The 23,494-nt window shown below is 66.7% G+C and carries 1 protein-coding gene; it reads right to left on the bottom strand.

Going from position 1 to position 23,494, the window contains the following annotated elements:
* Positions 1-45: 45 nt before the first annotated feature.
* The gene (locus LK03_RS09565) at positions 46-23,418 is read right to left on the bottom strand and encodes a BapA/Bap/LapF family large adhesin (RefSeq protein WP_038412110.1); all 23,373 of its coding nucleotides are present in this window, start codon (positions 23,416-23,418) and stop codon (positions 46-48) included.
* Positions 23,419-23,494: the final 76 nt, after the last annotated feature.

The raw sequence follows: 23,494 nt of genomic DNA on the forward strand, positions 1-23,494 counted from the left end.
ATCCCTGAACGCCGGGCGCATCGCCCGGCGGCCCTGCAGGCACCCCTAAACCACATGAATGCCGTTCTGTACCCACAACTGCTGGCTCGGATCCTCCGCGGCCGTGTACTGGTTATAGTCGATGCCATCGGCGACGTCCTGGCCGGTGAGGCTCCAGGCATCGCCCAGGCGCACGGTGTCAGCGTCGTCGCCCTTGATCAGCAGGGTGTTGCCCTGCTCCTGGGTGACGGCCAGCACGTCGTCGAGGGTCAGGCTCAGGCTCACCGCGCTGCTGGCGTTGAGGTCGAGCACTTCGAGGTCGTGCACCTCGCCGACCAGGCTGGCCAGGTCGATGCTGGCATCGCCGCCTTGCCACAGCAGGGTGGTGTCGGCGTTGTCCGCACCGATGCTGGCAAAGCCGGTTTCCTCGGCCAGCACTGCATCGTCGGCGGTCTGCGCGGCCAATCCCGGCTCATCGTCCGTACCGGGCGTAGCGGCAGCGGACGCGGCAGCATCCTGCCCGTCGTCCTGCTGATCGGCCAGGGCCGCCAGCACCACGGCCTCGCTACCTTCATCGGCCTGGGCTTCTAGCATCCGCGCCCCTGAAGCGCCGGTAGCGATGGTGATCTTCAACTGCGCGGTGTCGCTGCTGCCGTTGGGGTGGGTGAGGGTGTAGTTGAAGGTATCGACCTGGCCGACCACCGCAGCGCTGAGGCCGGGTTTGAGGGTGTAGCTGTAGCTGCCATCGGCGAACACCAGCAGCGTGCCGTACAGCCCGGCCACGCTGACGCCGTTGTAACCGGGCAGGGCATAGCTGTTGGCGGCGGTTTGCACGCTCAGGGTAGTGAGGCTCGAACCTAGGGTGTCGCCGTTCAGCAGGTTGCCGGTGGCAGTGGTGGCGGTATTGACCACGAACTCGGTGAGCGACTTGGTGGTGGTGTTGAGGCTGGCTGTCACCGAGCCGCTCAGGCCGAGCGTCACGGCCGCCTTGATCGTCACCTGGTAAGTACCTGCCGTCTGGTCACGGAACACGTGGCTCTTGCCGCCACTGCCGAGCAGGTCTAGCAACTGACTGCCGCTGACCGTATTGACCACCGTATAGCGACCGTTGCTGCCCAGCTTGCTCAGCTCCAGGGTGATGCTGTTGCCCAGGTTGAGCAGGCTGTTGGTGGTCAGGTTCACCTCAAGGTCGGCGGTGGTGTTGTTGGCCACGGTATGCGTCACCGTGCCGACCCGCGTACCTGCCAGGCCGGCCAGGCTGATCGGATCGAACGCCTGGCTACCAGGGGTGAGCTTGTTGGTCAGGCTCACCGTGCTGCGCCCGACATCGTCCACCGCATCGACCACGGTGGCGGGTGCGCCGAGGTTGGCGTCGTTCCAGATCTCCGTGGCCTGCGGGCTGTCGATGCGCACGTACAGGTTGGCGGTGTCGCTCTTGCCGTTGGGGTGGCTCAGCTGATAGCTGAACACATCCACCTTGCCGACGCTGGCCGGGGTGCCGCTGGGCGTGTAGGTGTAGCTGCCATCGGCCTTGATCAGCAGGGTGCCGTACAGCCCTTGCACGCTGGTGGCGGCACCGGCATTGACGTACACGCCGCCCTTGAGCACTTGCAGTACCGCGCCGTTGTCCGGGCCGAGAATGTCTGGCGTGCCATCGGTGCCCGGGTCAGTGATGACGTTGCCGCTCTTGACCACGCCGCTGCCGGTGAACTGGGTCAGGCTGGTGACCTCGAGTTCGAGCCGGGTATTGACCGTGGTCACTGCGCTCAACCCGCCGGAGGTGACCAGCAGTTGGTAGTCACCGGCGCGCAGGGCGCCGATCTCGGCACGCACACCGACGCCGGGCAGCAGCACCAGGGTCAACAGGGCGGAGCTGCCCCCGGTGGCGACATCGACCCACGCGCCAGCGGCGTTCTTCACTTGCAAGGTGAAGGTCGGGTTGTTGAGCACGCCAATGAGGTTGTCGACGCTCAGGGTCAGGGTCGGGTTGACGGTGGTGCCGGCGGCCACGCTCCAGGTGAAGGCCTTGGTGGTGTTGAGGCCGACCAGCAGGGTGTAGCTGTCGTTGATGGTCGGCAGCTTGCTGGTCACCGGCGCCAGGTTGACCACGGCGGTGACCAGGTTGTCGCTGGCCACCACTGGCCGGTCGGCATCGACGTCCGGCGCCACCACCGTGGCGATACCCGAGACATTGCCGCGCGGGTCGGTGAGGGTCACGCTCAGGCGCTGACCGTTGTCCTGCGCGGGGTTCAGGACCACGCGGAAGGTACCATCGGCGCCGATCACCACGCCGCTTTGCAGCACGCTGCCATCGGCCCCGCGGACGGTGACGCGGGCACCGACTTCGCCGGTGCCGCTGAGCTCGCTGCCGGTGGCGTTGACCAGCAGGTTTGCGGCGATGGCCGGTGGGGTGATGTCCGGCGCGGTGAGGGTCAGCACCGGCGAGACGTTGCCAGCGGCATCGGTGAGGCTGACGCTGAGGGTTTCATGGTTGATCTGCGCAGCGGTCAGAGTCACCACGAAGGTGCCGTTGGCGGCCACCACAGCCTGCCCGATGACGTTGCCGTTGCTGCGCACGATGACTCGCGCCCCCGCTTCGCCGCTGCCGCTGAGCAGCGTGCCGGCGGCGTTGAGGGTGGCGCTCGGCAGCGCCGGTGGCGTGGTGTCCGGGGCAGTGAGGCTGGCGCTGGCCGAGGTGTTGCCGGCGGCATCGGTCTGGCGCACGGTCAGCACCTGACCGTCGGCCTGCACCGCGTTGAGCACCAGGCTGAATTGCCCGTTGGCGGCCACGGTGGTCGAACCGAGCACCACGCCGCCGCGACCGGTCACCTCGATCCGCGCGCCGGCTTCGCCGACCCCGCTCAGGCGGCTACCGCCGTCGAGCAGTTGCAGGTTGCTCGGCGCCAGCGGCGCCTGCACGTCCGGCACGGTATAGCTGAGCACGGGGGAGGGATTACCCGCCGCATCGGTCTGCCGCACGCTCAGCACCTGGCCATTGAGCTGCGCGCTGGCCAGATCGACGCTGAACGTGCCGGCCAGGCCGACCACTGCCGTGCCGAGCAAGGTGCCGTTGGCGCTGCGCACGGTCACCGTGGCTCCTGCTTCGCCGCTGCCGCTGAGCACCAGGCCATTGGCCGAGAGCGCCGTGACCAGCGGTTGCGCAGGTGGGGTGACGTCGGCGGCGATCAGCACGAACGGCTGCGACTCGCCGCCGCTGGAGCGGGCGCTGACGTCCAGGCGCTGGCCGTTAAGCTGAGCCTGGTTCAGTTCGACCGTGAAGGTGCCGGCGGCGCTGGCCTGGGCTGAACCCAGGAGTGTTCCGGCGGCGTTGACCACGCGCACTTCGCTGCCCGCCGTGGCGCGTCCGCTGACCACCAGGCCATCGACGCTAAGTTGCACCAGGGTCGGTGTGGCCGGCACCGGTTCCAGTGGCGTCGTGTACGGCACCACCGTCGAGGTGTTGCCGGCGGCATCGGTCTGCGTCACTGCCAGTTCCACGCCGGGGTTGGCTTTCGGGCTGAGGCTGACCTGGAAGCGGCCATCGGCACCGACCTCGGCGCTGCCGAGCAAGGTGCCGCCCTGCACGACACGCACCGTGGCGCCGACTTCACCGCGACCGACCAACACCTCATAGGCGCTGTTGATCGACAGATTGCTGACCGGGTCGGGTGCGGTGGTGTCGGCGGCGACCACGGTCTGCGGGGTCGAGGTGTTGCCCGCTGCGTCGGCGGCGGTCACGGTCAGGGTCTGGCCGTTGGCCTGGGGCGGCAACAGGGTGATGACGAAGGTGCCGCCTGCCGGCACCACGGCCTCGCCGAGCAGGTTGCCGTCGGCACCCCGCACGCGCACCATGCTGCCCACCTCGCCGCTGCCGGTGAGGGTGGTGCCGGTGGGGTTGAGGGAAAGATCCTGCAGTTGCGCAGGTGGCGTGAGATCAGGCGCGGTCAGCAACAAGGGCTGCGACGGATTGCCCGCGGCATCCTGGGCGACGATGCTCAGCACTTCGCCATTGCGCTGCGGCGGGGTCAACTCGACGACGAAGCGGCCTTCGGCGTCGATGGTGCCCTGGCCGACCCGATCGCCGAAGTTGTTCAGCACCGTCAGCCGGGCGCCGGCCTCACCGCTGCCGCTCAAACGCGTGCCTTCGGCGTCGAGGCTGGCTACCACCTGGGCCGGAGGGGTGAGGTCGGGGGCGTCGAGCAGGGTCGGCAGCGATCGGTTCTGGCTGGCGTCTTCCAGGCTCACCTGGAGTTGTTCGCCATTGCGCAGTGGCGTGTCGAGGGCAACGCTGAAGCGCCCATCGGCCCCCACCGTGGCGCGACCGACCTCGACCCCGGCGACGCTGACGCGCACGGTGGTGTTGGCTTCGCCAGTACCGCTGAGCAGATCGCCGGCAGCGTTCAGGCGCAGTTCCTGCGGCGCCAGTGGCGGAGTGCGATCCGGAGCGATGATCAGCACCGCCTCGCTGAGGTTGCCGGGCGGATCGGCCTGCACCACGCTGAGCTGTTGATTGTTGATCTGCGCGGGGGTCAGTTCGATGCGGAAGGTCTCGTCGGCCTGCACCACGCCACGCCCGATCACCACGCCAGCGGCGTCGCTGATGGTGACGCTGGCGCCGGGTTCACCGCGCCCGGTCACCACTGCGCCGTCGGCGCTGATACGCACCTCGGTGAGTGCTGCCGGTGGGGTGAAGTCTGGAGTGGTCAGGGTGATGACTGGCGAGACGTTGCCGGCAGCATCGGCCTGGCTCAGGCTCAGCACTTCGGCGTTGCCCAGCGGCGGGTCGAGCACCAGGGTGAAGTTGCCGCTGGCATCGACCGTGGCACTGCCCAGGCGTTCACCGTCGGCATTGCGCACCGTCACCACTGCACCGACCTCGCCACGACCACTGAGGCTGGCGCCGTCAGCCGCAACGCTGACCTCACTGAGTGCCGCCGGCGGGGTGGTGTCGGGGGCGGTGAACTCGGCGGCGGCCGAGCGGTTGCCGGCGGCGTCGGTGAGCACCACCTTGAAGGTTTCGCCATTGGCCTGAAGCGGCAGTAGCTCGACCTGGAAGGTGCCGTCCAGACGTACCATGCCGGTGCCGATCACATTCCCATCAGCGGCCAGCACCGTGACCCGTGCGGCGGCTTCGCCGGTGCCTTGCAGCAGGCTGCCGCCAGCGCTCAGTTGCAGATCCTCGGCAGGCTCGGGTGCGACCAGATCCGGCGCCAGCAGGCTGACGCTGTCGGAGATATTACCGGCGGCGTCGGTCTGGCTGGCGTCGAGGCGTTCGCCGTTGATCTGCGCAGCGCTCAGGGTAACGCTGAAGCGGCCGTTGGGGCCCACCTGCCCGCTGCCGAGAATGACCCCACCGTTGCCGGTGATGCTCACCTGGGCACCCGCTTCGCCTCGACCCGTGACGACCAGCCCATCGACCGACAGGCGCAGCTCGCTGAGCGGCTGCGGTGCAGTGGTATCCGGCGCTTGCAGCAGCACCGGCAGCGAACGCGTGCCGTCCTCGCCGACCGCGCTGACCTCCAGCCGTTCGCCGTTGGCCTGGGGCTGTTGCAGGTTCACCGTGAAGCTGCCGTCGGCGCGCACCTCGGCGCTGCCCAGTAGCAGGCCGGTCGGGCCATACACCTCGATACGGCTGCCGACGCTGCCCTGGCCGCTCACGCTCTGGCCATCGGCGGCCAGTTGCAGTGCCGCTGGCACGTCTGGGGCGAGCACGCCGGGCAGGGTGAAGGTTTCGCTCAAGGACACATTGTTGCTGGCATCGGCCTGCACCACGCTCAGGGTCGTGCCCGGCGCCGCTGCCGGCGTGAGGGTGACGACGAAGTGGCCGTCGACATCGACCTCGGCGCTGCCCAGCACCTCGCCGTCGGCATTGCGCACGGTGACGGTCGCGCCGATCTCGCCGTGACCGCTCAGGCTGCTGCCGTCGGCGGCCACCGCCAGGTGGGTGACCAGTGCCGGCGGCGTGGTGTCGGCGGCCTCCAGATTGGCGACCGGCGAGACATTACCCGCCGCATCGGTGGCGGTGATCGACAGCTGCTCGCCGTTGGTCTGTGGACTGTTCAGGGTCAGCTGGAAGGTGCCATTGCTGGCCACCTGTCCGGTGCCGAGCAGCTCACCGCTGGCCGAGCGTACGTTGATGGTGCTGCCTGCCTCGGCGCTGCCGGACAATTGCAGACCACCACTTGCCAGCAGTAAATCGTCAGGTGCCGCAGGTGGGGTCAGGTCAGGCGCGACCAACCCTGTAGGAGTGGACGCGTTGCCGGCCGCATCGGTCAGCACCACGCTCAGTGCCTCGCCGTTGAGCTGGGCGGTGTCGAGGGTCAGGGTGAAGCTGCCATTGGCGGCCACCTGGCCACTGCCGATCAGTGCGCCCTGGGCGTTGCGCACACTTACTTGGCTGCCGGCTTCGCCCGCCCCGTGCAGGGTCAGGCCGTCAAGGTTGAGCACCACGTTGGTCGGTGCAGCAGGGGCTTGCAGGTCAGGGGTGTTCAGCGTCACGGCAGGCGAAACGTTGCCGGCAGCATCGATCTGGGTCACGCCCAAGGGCTGGCCACTGTTCTGTGGCGGGGTGAAGGTGACCGTGAAGTAGCCATCGGCATCGACTGTGGTGCTGCCGACCACGGCGCCTGCGGCAGTGCGCACGCGCACGCTTGCGCCCGGCTCGCCAGTGCCGGTGAGCTGGCTGCCGTCGACACTGAGGTTGAGCTGGCTGACCGCAGCCGGTGGCGTACGGTCGGGGGTGGCAATGCTGGCAGGGTCAGAGATATTGCCGGCGGCGTCGGTGAGGATGACTTGCAAGCGTGCGCCGCTGATCTGCGCGTTGGGCAAGGTGATCTGGAACTGACCGCTCTGGTTCACCGTGCCGGTTGCCAGCACCACGCCGTCGGCGTCGCGCACGCTGACACTGGCGCCGGCTTCGCCACGACCGCTGAGCACCGTGGCGGCATCATTCAGCGCCAGGGCGGTCGCTGCCTGCGGTGGGGTGAGGTCCGGCGCCTGCACGCTGCTGATCGGCGAGGGGTTGCCGGCCGCATCGATCAGACGCACCAGCAGGGTTTCGCCGTTGACCGGCGCCGGTTGCAGGTCGACACGGAACGCGCCGTTGTCATCGACCTGCGCGCTGCCCAGCAGGTTGTCGGCGCTGTCACGCACGTTGACCGTGGCGCCGGCCTCGCCGCGCCCGCTCAGCGCCGCACCGTCGCGCTCGACGACGATTTGCAGCGGCGCATCTGGCGGGGTGATGTCGCGCGCGGTGATGCTCGCAGGCTCCGAGACCACACCATTGTCTGCGCGGGCGCTGACCTGCAGCACCTCGCCGTTGAGCTGGGCGCGCTCGAAGAACACCAGGAAGCTACCGTCGCTGCCCACCGTGGCGCTGCCCAGGGCAACACCGCCGGCACTGACGCTGACTACCGTACCTGCAGTGGCCTGGCCGCTCAGACTGAAACCGTCGAGGCTGATCTGCAAGGCGCTTGGGGTGTCGATGGTTTGCGCGGGCGGAATGCTGACGTCGACCGGCTCCAGGGTTTCGTTGCCGGCCTGGTCGATGACCACCACCTCGGCGCTGTCACCGGGTTGCAGCGGCGGTTCTACCGTGAGCACGAAGCTGCCATCGCTGGCCGCCGTGGTTTGTCCCAGTTCGCCGCTGGCGTTACGCACGATCACCGTGCTGCCAGGCTCGGCGTTGCCGCTGATGCTGCTGCCATCGGCACTGACCAGCACATTCTGCGCCGCTGCCGGCGGGGTGGTGTCGGGGGCATTGACCGGCAACTCGGCCGAACTCAGGCCGCCGCCATCGACCGCCACGATATTGAGGGCTTCGCCATTGGTCAGCGGGGTCGGCAGGCTGACGCTGAAGCTGCCGTCGGCGGCCACTGGCGCGCTGGCCAGCTCATTGCCGGCCGCGTCACGCACCACCACCTGGCTGGCGCCCGGCGCGCTGCCCCTCACAGTGCTGCCGTCAAGGCTCACCGTGGCGCTGGCCGGCACCTCTGGCGGTGCGGTATTGGGCGCAGTGATGTCGGTCGCATCCGAGGTATTGCCGGCCGCATCGCGCAAGGTCACCTGCAAGGCCTGGCCATCGTTCTGCACAGGCTGGAGGTTGATCAGGAACGCGCCACCCTCCAGTACCACGCCTTCGCCGACCAGCACGCCGGCTGCGTTGCGCACCTCGACCACGCTGCCGACTTCGCCACGGCCGCTGATTTGCGAGCCATTGGCGTTGATCTGCAGTTCGCTCGGCGCATCAGGGGCGGTGGTGTCAGCGGCGGTGTAACTGACGCTCGGCGACGCGTTGCCCTGGCCGTCGATGACTTGCACGGCCAGCACTTCGCCGTTGGTCTGCGCGGGCAGACCGATGCTGAAGCGGCCGTCGTCATCGACCTCGGCGCTGCCTAGCAGGGCACCGGCGCTGTCGCGCACCTCCACCCGGCTGCCCGGCTCGGCGCTGCCGCTGAGCAGGGTGCCGGCTGGATTGAGTTGCAGGTCATCAGCCGCCAGTGGCGGTTGCAGATCGGGGGCGGTCAGCTCAACTGGCGGCGAAACGTTCCCGGCAGCATCGGTGAGGGTGGTGGAGAGGGTCTGGCCATTGAGCTGGACGGGCGTGAGCGGCACGTCGAAGCGCCCGTCCGCGCCCACCTCGGCGCTGCCGACGATGCCCTGGGCGTTACGTACCGTCACTGTGCTGCCGGGTTCGCCGACACCGCGCAAGCTACTGCCATCGGCCGATAGCAGCAGTTGGCTGGGCGCCGCTGGCGCTTCGAGGTCGGGCGCCTGCAATGCGACCTGCTCGGAGACATTGCCCGCCCCATCGCGCTGTTCGACGGTGAGTGCCTGGCCATTGCGCTGGGCGCTGTCGAGCGCAACGCTGAAGGTGCCGTCGGCATCGACCTGCGCCGTGCCCAGCAGGTTGCCTTCGGCGTCGCGCACGCTGACCACGGCACCCGGCTCGCCCTGGCCGCTGACTTGCAGGCCATCGGCGCTCAATTGCAGCGCCTCGACCGGCACTGGCGGTTGCGTATCGGCCACGGTGATGGTGACCGGCTCAGCGCTGTTGCCGGCCGCATCGGTGGCCTCGACGCTGAGCTGCTGGCCGTTGCGTTGCACCGGTTCCAGGCTGATCTCGAAGCGGCCGCTGGCGCCGACCGTGGTGCTGCCGAGCACCTCGCCGTCAGCCCCGCGCACGGTGAGGGTAGAGCCGACCTGGCCGATGCCGCTGAGCAGGCTGCCGCTGGCATCGACCACGATGGCCGAGGGCTGCAACGGGCCGAGCAGGTCGGGCGCGGTGACGCTGCTGGGCGCCGAGCTGTTGCCCGCCGCATCGGTGAGGCTGACATCCAGTTGCTGACCTTGAATCTGCGCCGGTTGCAGGGTCAGGCTGAAGCTGCCGTTGTCGGCCACGCTGGCGCTGCCCAGCAATTCGCCCTGGGCATTGCGCACCTCGACACGGGCACCGGCTTCGCCGCGACCGCTCAGGGTGCTGCCATCGGCGCTCAGTTGCAGGTCGCTGGCCGGTTGCGGTGCGGTGGTGTCCGGGGCCTGGGTGGGGGTGGGCAGCGAGCTGTTGCCCGCAGCGTCGACCACCACCACGCTCAGCGATTCGCCGTTGCGCAGCGGTGGCTCGAGTGGGAGATCGAAACTGCCATCAGGGTTTGTCTGGACGCTGCCAATCAGCCTGCCGTCGCTGTCGCGCACCTGCACCTCACTGCCGGCTGACGCATTGCCGCTGACACTGCTGCCATCGGCACTGACTTGAACATCGCTGGGGCTGGCTGGCAGTACGGTCGGCGGTACGCTGAACTCCAGGGTCGGCGACAGGTTGCCGGCAGCATCCTGCTGCACCACGGTCAGCTCCGCACCTGCGGTCACCGGCGGATCGAGCGTCACCCGGAAGCTGCCATCGGCGGCAACGTCGGCACTGCCCAGCAACACGCCTTCGGCATCGCGCACCTGCACCACAGCGCCCGGTTCACCGCGACCGGCCAGCACGCTGTCGGTGAGGTCGATCTGCACGTCGCTAACGGCTGCTGGAGGCGTGGTATCGGGCACTGCATAGTCGAGCGTGGTCGAGCGATTGCCGGCGGCGTCGATGACCTGCACGGCAAGCGTCTCGCCATTACGCAGCGGCGTCTCCAGGGTCAGGCTGAAACGCCCGTCGCCATCGGCCACGGTACTGCCCAGCAGCTCGCCATCGGCGTCGCGGACCTCGACCCGCGCGCCCGCTTCGGCGCTGCCGGTGAGGGTCTGTCCATCACTGAACAGCAGATCAGCGGCAGGCCCAGGCGCGACCAGGTCCGGCGCAGTCAGCGGCGCACTGCTGCTGTTGCCGGCGGCATCGGTGAGGGTCACGCGCAGCGGGCTGCCGTCGATCACCGGCGGTTGCACCTGCACGGTGAACTCACCATTGGCCGGCACCGCCGCTTCGGCCAGCACTTGGCCCTGGGCATCCAGTACCCGCACCACGGTGCCCGGCTCGCCGCGTCCCGAGACGCGGCTGCCGTCATTGCTGATCGCCAGGTCGGTCGGGGCCTGGGGTGGAGTGATGTCCACCGGCAGGCTGAGGTCCGGAGCACTGACGCTGCCGCTGATCGAGGTATTGCCCGCCGCATCGGTAGCGCTGACCTGCAAAGTCTGACCGTCGACCTGAACCGGGTCTAGGCTGACCACGAAGCTTCCGGTGCTGTTGGCGGTGCCGGAACCCAGCACAGTGCCTTGGGCATCGCGCACCTGCACTTGGCTACCTGGCTCGGCGCGGCCGATCAGCAGGCTGCCGTCGGCGCTGACGCTGAGCTCGACCGGCGCGTCAGGCGCGGTGAGGTCGGGCGCGGTAATGGGGGTTGGCAGCGAGCTGCTGCCATTGGCGTTCAGCGCCACCACATGTAACGGCTGACCGTCGGCAATCGGCGGATTGAGCGGCAGCGTGAAGGTGCCCTCGGCACCGACCACGACGCTCGCCAGCGTCTCGCCACTGGCATTGCGCACCTGCACGGTAACCCCTGAAGGCGCGCTGCCGCTGAGGCTGCTGCCGTCTTCTGCCAGCAGCAGATCGCCCGGGCTGGGCAAGGCCGGGATGGCCGACACCAGGTGGTTGACGAAGTCCGACGTCAGGCCGGCCGCATCGGTCTGCACCAGCGTCAGGGTGGCGCCTGCCTGCACCGCTGGGTCCAGGGTCACAACAAAGTTGCCGTCGATGCCGACCACCCCAGTGCCCAGCAGTTGGCCATTGCCATCACGCACGCTGACCGTCGCCCCCGGCTCGCCACGCCCGCCGATCAGGCTGCCGTCGACACTGACCAGGATGTCGCTGACCGGGTCGGGCGAGCTGATGTCTGGGGCCTGGAACAGCAGCGGCGTCGAGCTGTTGCCAGCGGCGTCGAGCAGGCGGATGTCGAGGGTTTCACCGTTGAACTGCGGCACATCCAGAACCAGCTCGAAGCGGCCATCGGCGTCCACCTGGCCGCTGCCGATGAGGGTTCCGTTGGCGTCACGCACCAGCACCTGCGCACCGACCTCGCCCGTGCCGCTGAGCACGCTGCCGTCGACCAGTTGCAGGTCGCCTGGCTGCGCTGGCGGGGTCAGGTCGGGGCTGCTCAACGACACCGGGGTGGAGTCGTTGCCCGCAGCATCGGTGAGCATCACTTGCAGGCGACTGCCGTCAATCACTGGCGGATCGAGGGTGAGGCTGAATTCACCGTCGACAGTGACGACACCGCTGGCGATCACATTGCCTTGGGCATCACGCACGGTGACGGTAGTGCCCGCTTCGCCACGACCGCTCAGCTGGCTGCCACCGATGTTGATGGTAAGGCCGGTTGGCGCTTCTGGCGGCGTGTCGTCGGTTGGCGCCTCCAGGTCTGGTGCGGTGACGCTGGCGTTGGTCGAAACGTTGCCAGCGGCATCCTCGGCACTGACCTGTAGAACCTGACCTGCGGTTTGCGCCGGGTCGAGGGTGACGCTGAAGGTACCGTTGGCGGCGACCTGGGCGGTACCGATCACTGCGCCCTGGGCGTTCGTCACACGGATGCTGCTGCCCGCTTCGGCGCGACCGCTGAGGCTGCTGCCGTCGGCGCTGACCTGCAGTTGCGCCGGCGTGTCCGGCGCGGTGGTGTCCGGGGCGTTGAGGGTCGCGGGGATGGAGTTCTGTCCAGTGGTCGGGTCGACCGCTACCACTTCCAAGGTTTCGCCGTTGCGTTGGGCTGGGGTCAGCGTGATGGCAACGGCGCCATTGGCACCTGCCACGGCGCTGCCGAGCAGCGTGCCGTCGGCGCCGCGCACCTCGACGCGGGTGCCGGCGGTTGCGCTGCCGGTGAGCGAGCTGCCATCGGCACTGAGCAGCAGATCGCCGGGAGTGGCGGGTGCTGGGGTGCTCGGCACGCTGAACTCGGTGGCCGGCGAGGCGTTGCCCGCAGCGTCGGTCTGAACCAGGCTGATCACTTGGCCAGCGGCGAGCGGGCTGTCCAGCTCCAGCACGAAGCTGCCAGTGGCGCCGACCGCGCCGCTGCCGATCAGGTTGCCCCCGGCATCACGAACTTGCACGGTAGCGCCCGGCTCACCGTCGCCAGACACGCTCAAACCATCGGCGCTGACCACCACATCAGTGATGGCTGCAGGCGCCGTGGTGTCTTGCGCCTGGAATTGCAGCGGGGTGGAGCTATTGCCGGCGGCGTCGACCAGGCGAATGTCGAGCAGCTCGCCGTTGCGTTGCGGCGCATCGAGGGTGACGCTGAACGTGCCGCCGGCGCCGACCTGGCCACTGCCGATGAGCGCACCTGTGGTATCACGCACCTGCACCGTGGCGCCGGATTCGCCGTTGCCGGTGAGGGTCACGCCATCGAGCAGCGTCAACGCGGTGGGTTGCGCCGGCGCGATGAGGTCGGGGGAGGTGATCGACGTGGCCGCGGAGACATTGCCGGCTGCATCGCTCAGTTGCACCTCAAGCGTGCTGCCATCGGTGACGGCAGGGCTGAGGGTAACCGAGAAGCTGCCATCGGCGGCGACTGTTGCGCTGGCAATCAGGTTGCCTTGGGCATCGCGCACACTGACGGTGGTACCCGCCTCGCCGCGACCGCCGAGTTGGCTGCCACCGGCATTGATCACCAGGCCTGTGGGCGCCGCAGGTGGCGTGTCGTCGACCGGGGTTTCCAGGTTTGGCGCGGTGATGGCTGCGTTGTCGGAAAGGTTGCCGGCAGCGTCCTCGGCGCTGACTTGCAGGCGCTGGCCTGCGGTCTGCGGTGGGTCGAGGGTGATGGCGAAGCTGCCCGCCGCATTGATGACTGCTGTGCCCAATGGATTGCCCTGGGCATCGACGACACGCACCGTGCTACCCGGCTCACCACGACCCGTGAGCACGCTGCCGTCTGCATTCACGGCAAGGTCGAAGGGCGCCACCGGCGCGGTGATGTCCGGCGCCTGGAACGTCAGCGGAATCGACTCGTTGCCGGCCGCATCGATCAAGCGGACGTCGATGAACTCGCCGTTGGCCTGTGCCGGGGTCAGCTCGACACTGAACTGGCCATTGGCAGCGACCACGCCGCTGCCGATGACTGCGCCCGCCGCATCGCGCACCTGCACGCTCGCACCCGGCTCGCCGCTGCCGGTCAGGGTCACACCTGCGGCCAAGGTCAGGTCAGTCGGCTGCGCGGGGGCGATCAGGTCTGGCGAGCGCACCGACGCCGCTTCGGAGACATTGCCCGCCGCGTCCGTCAGCGCGACTTGCAAGGCGCTGCCGTCGATCACGGCTGGGTCGAGTGAAATCGAGAACGTGCCGTCCGCAGCGACCGTGCTGGTGGCGATCAGGTTGCCTTGAGCATCACGCACGCTGACGCTGGTGCCCGCCTCGCCGCGACCGCTGAGTTGGCTGCCGCCGGCATTGATCACCAGGCCCGTGGGCGCTGCAGGTGGCGTGTCGTCGACCGGGGTTTCCAGGTTCGGCGCGGTGATGGCTGCGTTGTCGGAAAGGTTGCCGGCATCGTCCACGGCGCTGACTTGCAGGCGCTGGCCTGCGGTCTGTGGTGGGTCGAGGGTGATGGCGAAGCTGCCTGCCGCATTGATCACCACCGTGCCCAATGGGTTGCCCTGGGCATCGACTACCCGAACGGTACTGCCCGGCTCGCCACGCCCGCTGAGCACGCTGCCGTCAGCGCTGATTACCAATTCAGATGGGGTGACAGGCGGGGTGATATCTGGAGCGGTGATGCTAGTCGGAATCGAGCTCTGATCGGTGACTACGTCAACCGCGAATACTTGCAGCGCTTCGCCGTTGGCTTGTGCTGGCACCAAGGTGAGGGTGAAGGAACCGTCCTGAGCGGCGATTGCGCTGCCCAGCAGGGTGCCGTCTGCGGCGTGGACCTCGACCCGGTTTCCGGGCGTCGCGAGGCCGCTCAGTTCCGAACCATCGGCATTCAGTGCAAGCTGGGTTGGCGTGGCAGGGGCGGGGGTTGCCGGAACGGTGAAGTCAATGGCCGGCGAGGTATTGCCGGCTGCATCGGTCTGCACCAGGTTGATGACTTCGCCAGCTTCTACTGCACCGTCCAGAGCAATGACGAAGGCGCCGTTGGCACCGACGACACCGGCACCGATGATGGCGCCAGCCGCATCACGTACCTCCACACTGGCGCCAATCTCGCCATGGCCTGCAACCGTGCGCCCATCGGCGCTGACCACCACCTCGGTCACCGCCTCCGGCGCGGTGATATCGGGCGTCTGGAAGACCAGGGGAATCGACTCATTGCCGGCGGCATCGATCAGGTGAATGTCGATGAACTCACCATTGGCCTGGGCCGGCGCGAGTTCGACGGTGAAGCGGCCATTGGCCCCGACAGTCCCGCTGCCAATCACCGTGCCGGCAGCGTCGCGCACCTCTACCGTTGCGCCTGGTTCGCCGCTGCCGGTTAGAGTTATGCCTTCGGCCAGGGCCAGGTCAGTCGGTTGAGTAGGGGCGAGCAGGTCCGGTGAGACGACCGAGACGGCGGCGGAAGCATTGCCCGCGGCATCGGTAAGGTCGACTTGCAGCGTACTGCCGTCGATCACGGCTGGATCGAGGACGACCGAAAAGGTGCCATCCGCCGCAACCACACCCGTGGCGAGCACAGCGCCCTGGGCATCGCGAATGCTGACAGTGGTTCCCACCTCGCCGCGTCCGCTCAGTTGGCTGCCGCCAGCGCTGATGAGCAGATCGGTCGGGGCTTGCGGCGGGGTATCGTCAACAGGCGTCTCAAGATTGGGGGCCGTGACCGAACCGCTTGGTGACACATTGCCAGCTGCATCTTGCGCGCTGGTTTCGAGCGTCTGACCTGCGGTCTGCGGTGGGTCGAGGGTGATGGCGAAGCTGCCCGCCGCATTAATGATCGCCGTGCCCAGGGTATTGCCCTGCGCATCGACCACCCGCACGGTACTGCCCGGCTCGCCACGCCCGCTGAGCACGCTGCCGTCTGCACTGACCGCCAATTCAGACGGTGCCACCGGCGGAGTGATATCCGGAGCGACGAGGCTGGCGGGGATCGAGGCCTGATTGGTGACCACATCAACCGCGAACACTTCCAGCACCTCGCCATTGGCTTGTGCTGGCACCAAGGTGAGGGTGAAGGAACCGTCTTGAGCGGCGATTGCGCTGCCCAGCAAGGTACCGTCTGCGGCGTGGGCCTCGACCCGGTTTCCGGGCGTTGCAACGCCGGTCAGCTCGGAGCCGTCGGCGCTCAGTGCCAGCTCGGTTGGGGTGGCAGGGGCAGGGGTCGCAGGAACGGTGAAGTCGATGGCCGGCGAGGCATTGCCGGCTGCATCGGTCTGCACCAGGTTGATGACTTCGCCAGCTTCTACTGCACCGTCAAGGGCAATGACGAACGCGCCGTTGGCTCCGACTACGCCGGTGCCGATGATGGCGCCAGCCGCATCACGTACCTCCACACTGGCGCCAATCTCGCCATGGCCTGCAACCGTGCGCCCGTCGGCGCTGACTACTACCTCGGCCACCGCCTCCGGCGCGGTGATATCGGGCGTCTGGAAGGCCAGCGGAATCGACTCGTTGCCGGCCGCATCGATCAGGTGAACGTCGATGAACTCGCCATTAGCCTGGGCCGGCGCGAGTTCGACGGTGAAGCGGCCATTGGCCCCGACAGTCCCGCTGCCAATCACCGCGCCGGCAGCATCGCGCACCTCTATCGTCGCACCTGGCTCACCGCTGCCGGTCAAGGTTATGCCTTCGGCCAGGGCCAGATCGGTCGGTTGTGCAGGGGCGAGCAGGTCTGGCGAGACTACCGAAACGGCGGGGGAGACATTACCCGCTGCGTCGGTCAGATCGACTTGGACGCTGCTGCCATCGATGACAGCGGGATCGAGCACGACCGAGAAGCGGCCATCAGCTCCAACCGTGCCGCTGGCGAGGACAGTACCCTGCCCATCGCGCACGGTCACGGTCGTGCCCGCTTCACCACGGCCCGACAACTCGCGCCCGGCCGCATTGATCAAGAGGCCGGTGGGTGCATCCGGCGGGGTATCGTCGATCGGCGTTTGGAGGTTCGGTGCGATGACCGAGGTGGTCGGCGACACGTTACCAGCAGCATCCTGTGCAGTGGCTTGAAGATTCTGCCCTTCGGTCTGGGCAGGCACCAGCGTCACTGCGAAGCTGCCTGCGGCGCCCACCACAGCGTTGCCCAGTTCATTGCCCTGTGCATCGACGATTCGAACCGTACTCCCCGGCTCACCGCGACCGCTGAGCACGCTGCCATCGGCGCTGACCTGCAATTCGAACGGCGCGACAGGCGCGGTGGTATCAGGCGTCTGGAAGGCCAGCGGCAGCGATTCATTGCCGGCTGCATCGATCAGGCGGATATCGATGAACTCGCCATTGGCCTGGACTGGGTTCAGCTCGATGCTGAATCGCCCGTCCGCCCCGACGACACCGCTGCCGATGATTTCGCCAGTGGCACTATGCACCTGTATGGTCGCGCCCGGTTCGCCGCTACCGGTCAGCGTGACGCCTTCTGTCAACGCCAGATCAGTCGGCTGCGCTGGTGCAGTCAAATCCGGCGAGGCCACCGAAGCAGGCTGCGAGGTGTTACCTGCGGCATCGGTCAGCTCGACCTGCAAGCTGCTGCCGTCGATGACCGCTGGAGCGAGCGTGATGGCGAACGTTCCATCAGCCGCAACGATCCCCGTGGCGATTACATTGCCTTGGGCATCACGCACGGTCACGGTGGTGCCGGCTTCGCCCCGGCCAGAGAGCTCGCGACCACTGGCGTTGATCACCAGGTCGGTTGGCGCTTGCGGCGCGGTGTTATCGATAGGGGTTTCGAGGTTGGGTGCAGTGATCGAACTGGCGGGCGATAGGTTGCCAGCAGTGTCCTGTGCTGCGGCCTCCAGGGTCTGCCCTTCGGTCTGTGCCGGAACCAACGTAACGGCGAAACTGCCCGCCGCATTCACCACGGCAGTGCCTAACTGATTGCCTTGAGCATCAGTGACACGAATGGTGCTGCCCGGCTCACCGCGTCCGGTAAGTACGGTGCCGTCGGCGCTTACGGCCAACTCACCTGGCGCAGCAGGTGGGGTGATATCTGGAGCAGTGATGGTAGCGGGGATCGAGGCTTGATCGGTGACTACGTCAACCGCGAATACTTCCAGCGCTTCGCCGTTAGCTTGTGCTGGCACGAGGGTAATGGTGAACGAGCCGTCTTCACCCGCAATAGCGCTGCCCAGTAACGTGCCGTCAGCGCCACGTACCTCGACACGATTGCCGGGCGTGGCGAGGCCGCTCAGTTCTGAGCCATCGGCGTTCAATGCCAGTTCGGTCGGGGTAGAAGGAGCAGGGGTCGACGGAACAGTGAAGTCAGTGGGCGGAGAGGTATTTCCAGCCGCATCGGTTTGCACCAGATTAATCACATCGCCAGCCGCAATGGCACCGTTCAATGCGATAACGAATCCACCATTTGCACCGACAACACCGGTGCCAATCACCGTTCCCTGAGCATCACGAACCTCAACACTGGCGCCAATCTCACCACGTCCTGAAACCGTCAGCCCATTAGCACTGACCACCACATCGGTAACCGCCTCGGGTGCAGTGATATCCAGTGCCTGGAATGTCAGCGGAATCGACACGTTACCGGCTGCATCGACCAGGCGGATATCGATGAACTCGCCATTCGCTTGTGCAGGGTTCAGCTCGATGCTGAATCGCCCATCCGCGCCCACCACTCCAGTGCCAATCACTGCACCGGCAGCATCCCGCACCTGGACGGTCGCGCCCGGTTCGCCAAGGCCAGTTAATGTCACGCCTTCCGCCAAGGCCACCTCAGTTGGTTGCGCAGGGGCGATCAAGTCCGGGGAGGCTACCGAAGCGGGTTCGGAAACATTGCCTGCGGCATCAGTCAGATCGACCTGCAAACTGCTGCCGTCGATGACCGCTGGATCCAGCACAACCGAGAACGTGCCATCAGCGGCAACAACGCCGCTGGCAATCACGTTGCCTTGCGCATCGCGAATCGTAACGGTGGTGCCAGCTTCACCACGTCCTGACAATTGACGACCACCTGAGCTAACGACCAGATCGGTCGGAGCATCTGGCGGGGTGGTGTCGATTGGTGCTTCAAGATTCGGTGCGGTGACCGAACTCGCTGGCGATACGTTGCCAGCGGCATCCTGTGCCGTGGCGTCTAGGCTCTGACCTTCGGTCTGTGCCGGGACCAGCGTCACGGCGAAGCTCCCTGCAGCGTTCACCACAGCGCTGCCAAGCTCGTTGCCCTGCGCATCGACCACCCGAACGGTGCTGCCTGGCTCTCCACGACCAGTAAGCACGCTGCCGTCTGCGCTAACGGCCAATTCGGATGGCGCCAGCGGAGGTGTGGTATCTGGCGCTGTGATGCTGGCCGGGATCGAGGCCTGATCGGTGACTACGTCGACCGCGAATACTTCCAGCGCTTCGCCGTTGGCTTGTGCTGGCACGAGGGTAATGGTGAATGATCCGTCTTCACCCACAATAGCGCTGCCCAGCAACGTGCCATCTGCGCCATGCACCTCGACACGGTTTCCGGGCGTGGCGAGGCCGCTCAGTTCTGAGCCATCGGCGTTCAATGCCAGTTCGGTCGGGGTAGAAGGAGCAGGGGTCGACGGAACAGTGAAGTCAGTGGGCGGAGAGGTATTTCCAGCCGCATCGGTTTGCACCAGATTGATCACATCCCCAGCCGCAACGGCACTGTCCAGGGCAATAACGAACGCTCCATTTGCACCGACAACACCGGTGCCGATGACGGTGCCCTGAGCATCACGAACCTCGACACTGGCCCCAATCTCACCGCGCCCGGAAACCGTCAGCCCATCGGCACTGACCACTACATCGGTAACCGCCTCCGGCGCCGTGATATCCGGTGCCTGGAAGGCCAGCGGCAGTGATTCGTTGCCGGCTGCATCGCCCAGGCGGATATCGATGAACTCGCCATTAGCTTGTGCGGGGTCGAGCTCTACGGTGAACCGACCGTCAGCTCCGACGACTCCGCTGCCAATCACCGCCCCAGAAGCATCACGCACCTGCACGGTCGCGCCCGGCTCACCAAGGCCAGTCAATGTCACGCCTTCGGCCAAGGCCAATTCAGTCGGCTGCGCCGGTGCAATCAGGTCCGGCGAGGCAACGGAAGCGGATTCGGAAACATTGCCTGCGGCATCAGTCAGATCGACCTGCAAGCTGCTGCCGTCGATGACTGCGGGATCAAGCACAACCGAGAACGTGCCATCAGCCGCAACGACCCCTGTGGCAATCACATTGCCTTGGGTATCACGCACGGTCACGGTGGTGCCCGCCTCGCCACGGCCGTTCAGTTGGTTGCCGCCTGTGCTAACGATCAAATCGATCGGGGCATCCGGCGGAGTGTTGTCGATTGGTGCTTCAAGATTCGGTGCAGTGACCGAACTCGCTGGCGATACGTTGCCGGCAGCATCTTGAGCCGTCGCCTCTAGGCTTTGCCCTTCTGTCTGGGCCGGCACCAGCGTCACGGCGAAACTACCCGTCGCGTTCACCACAGCGCTGCCCAGCTCGTTGCCCTGCGCATCGACGACCCGAACGGTACTACCCGGTTCACCGCGTCCGGTAAGCACGGAACCGTCTGCGCTTACGGCCAACTCGGATGGCGCCACAGGTGGTGTGATATCTGGCGCGGTGATGCTGGCCGGAATGGAGCTTTGTTCGGTTTCGGTATTGATCGCCACCACTTCCAGCGCTTCGCCGTTGGCCTGTGGCGGCACCAAGGTGATGTTGAAAGAACCATCCTCTGCAGCGATTCCACTGCCCAGCAACGCTCCGTCTGCGCCATGCACCTCGACACGGTTTCCGGGCGTGGCGAGGCCGCTCAGTTCGGAGCCATCGGCATTCAGCGCAAGCTCGGACGGGGTGGCAGGGGCAGGGGTGGAAGGCACGGTGAAATCGGTGGCTGGCGAGGCATTACCTGCCGCATCGGTCTGCACCAGATTGATCACGTCGCCAGCAGCGACAGCATCCTCCAGAGCGATGACAAAGGCACCATTCGCCCCGACCACACCGGTGCCGATCAGAACACCCTGCGCATCTCGAATCTCAACGAGCGCCCCAATCTCACCGCGCCCCGAAACCGTCAGCCCATCAGCACTGACCACCACATCGGTAACCGCCTCGGGTGCGGTGATATCCGGTGCCTGGAATGCCAGCGGAATAGACACGTTACCGGCTGCATCGACCAGGCGGATATCGATGAACTCGCCATTAGCTTGTGCGGGGTCGAGCTCTACGGTGAACCGACCGTCAGCTCCGACGACTCCGCTGCCAATCACCGCCCCAGAAGCATCACGCACCTGCACGGTCGCGCCTGGTTCTCCAAGGCCAGTCAGCGTCACGCCTTCGGCCAAGGCCAGATCAGTCGGCTGTGCCGGTGCAATCAAATCGGGGGATTGAACCGAAGCCGGCTCGGACACATTACCTGCGGCGTCGGTTAGATCGACCTGCAAGCTGCTGCCGTCGATAACTGCGGGATCGAGAGCAACCGAAAAGGTGCCGTCGGCTTGAACTGTACCGGTTGCGATCACGTTGCCTTGAGCATCGCGGACATTCACCGTGGTGCCCGCTTCGCCACGACCGCTCAGTTGTGTACCACCTGCACTGACAGCCAAGTCGATCGGGGCGTCAGGTGGGGTGTTGTCGATAGGCGCTTCGAGATTAGGTGCTATCACCGAGGCGGCGGGCGATATGTTGCCAGCGGCATCTTGAGCCGTGGCTTCCAGGCTTTGCCCTTCGGTCTGTGCTGGAACCAGCGTTACTGCGAAGCTACCCGCCGCGTTCACCACGGCAGTGCCTAGCTGATTGCCTTGAGCATCAGTGACACGAATGGTGCTGCCCGGCTCTCCACGACCGGTGAGCACGGTGCCGTCGGCGCTTACCGACAATTCGGATGGAGCAACAGGCGGGGTGATATCTGGAGCAGTGATGCTGGCCGGAATCGAACTTTGTTCAGTTTCGGTGTTGATCGCCACCACCTCCAGGGCTTCGCCATTTGCCTGTGGAGGGACGAGGGGGATGGTGAACGAACCATCTTCACCCGCGATAGCACTGCCCAGCAGCATGCCGTCTGCGCCATGGACCTCTACACGGTTTCCGGGCGTAGCAAGGCCGCTCAGTTCTGAGCCATCGGCGTTCAATGTCAGTTCGGTCGGGGTGGCAGGAGCAGGCGTTGCAGGAACGGTAAAGTCTGTAGCTGGCGAGGCATTACCTGCCGCATCGGTCTGCACCAGATTGATCACATCGCCAGCCGCTACGGCACTGTCCAGGGCAATAACGAACGCGCCATTTGCACCGACAACACCGGTGCCGATGACGGTGCCCTGAGCATCACGAACCTCAACACTAGCCCCAATCTCACCACGCCCCGAAACCGTCAGCCCATCGGCACTGGCCACTACATCGGTAACCGCCTCCGGCGCCGTGATATCCGGTGCCTGGAAGGCCAGCGGCAGCGACTCATTGCCGGCGGCATCGATCAGGCGGATATCGATGAACTCGCCATTGGCCTGCGCTGGGTCCAATTCGACACTAAAGCGCCCATCCGCGCCCACCACGCCACTGCCAATCACCGCCCCCGAAGCATCACGCACCTGCACGGTCGCACCTGGTTCACCAAGGCCGGTCAACGTCACGCCATTGGCCAGAGCCAGTTCAGTCGGCTGCGCCGGCGCAATCAAGTCTGGCGAGGCTACCGAAGCGGGTTCAGAAACATTGCCTGCGGCATCAGTCAGATCGACCTGCAAACTGCTGCCGTCGATGACCGCCGGATCAAGCACCACCGAGAACGTGCCATCAGCGGCAACAACGCCGGTTGCAATCACATTCCCCTGGGCATCACGCACGGTCACGCCAGTGCCCGCTTCGCCGCGGCCACTCAGCTGACGGCCACTGTCACCGATCACCAGGTCGGTCGGCGCATCGGGTGCGGTGGTATCGGGCGGTGTGCCAAGGTCGGGCGCGCTAAGGGTGCTGGCCGGTGAGGTGTTGCCAGCGGCGTCGGTGGCGCTGACTTGCAGGGTCTGACCGGCGCTCTGCGGCGGTTGCAGGGTCACGCTGAAGGTGCCGTCGCTGCCGCTGACGGCGCTGCCCAGCAGGTTGCCATCGGGGCCGCGCACCTGAACCGTCGAGCCAGGCTCGGCGCGGCCGCTGAGCACGATGCCTGCGTCATCGATGGCGAGGTCGGTGGGGGCGGCAGGCGGTGTGATGTCCGGGGCGTTGACGGTGCCGGGTTCGGAGACGTTGCCGGCGGCGTCGGTCAGGTCGACGGTCAGCACCTCGCCATTGGCCTGGGGCGTGTCCAGCGCCAGATCGAAGCTACCGTCGCTGCCAACAGTGCCGCTGCCGATCAGATTGCCGGCTGCGTCGCGCACGTTGACCGTCGTGCCGGCCTCGCCGCGGCCGCTCAGGCGCAGGCCATCGGCTGACACCAGCAGGTCGGTGGGGCGGGCCGGGGCCAGGGTGTCGCCGGGTTCACCGTCGCCACCACCTCCGCCGCCACCTGCGCCGCCTGCCGCGGCGGCTGCACCGCCCAGGCCCAGCAGGCCAAGACCGGCAATGGCGAAGGTCTGCGTGGCATTGCCAGCCTCGCCGATGCCCGCCATCAGCTGATCGAGGGAGGCGACTTCATCGAAAGTGAAACCGCTGAAGGCATTGGCATCATAAGACGCCTGCCAGAGAGTGCCGTCTTCGCCGACGAAGACCAGGTCGTTGCCCACGCCGTCCTGATCGACGACGAAGAAGTTGGCGATGGTCAGACGCTCCCCAGACTTGAGTGTCAGCACCAAGTTCTGCCCGTTGCGGCTGACCGAGGCCACCGCATCTGGCGACACCGGCAGTTGCACCAGGCTTGCTTGGCTGAGACTGAGGTCGCCCCAGGCGGTTTGCGACAGTTGGGCGGTATTTTTATCGGCGACGACGATGTTATCCATAAGCACTCCCTGCTGGATGGGGTGCCACTCGTCCGAGGTGACGAGCAGCTAATCCTTGCCTCCGAGCACGCGCATG

The sequence above is a fragment of the Pseudomonas cremoricolorata genome, from assembly GCF_000759535.1.
Taxonomy (GTDB): Bacteria; Pseudomonadota; Gammaproteobacteria; order Pseudomonadales; family Pseudomonadaceae; genus Aquipseudomonas; species Aquipseudomonas cremoricolorata_A.

Bases quoted from the DNA above. Each gene is read 5' to 3' on its own strand.
- LK03_RS09565 (WP_038412110.1), bottom strand. From the start codon at position 23,418: ATGGATAACATCGTCGTCGCCGATAAAAATACCGCCCAACTGTCGCAA.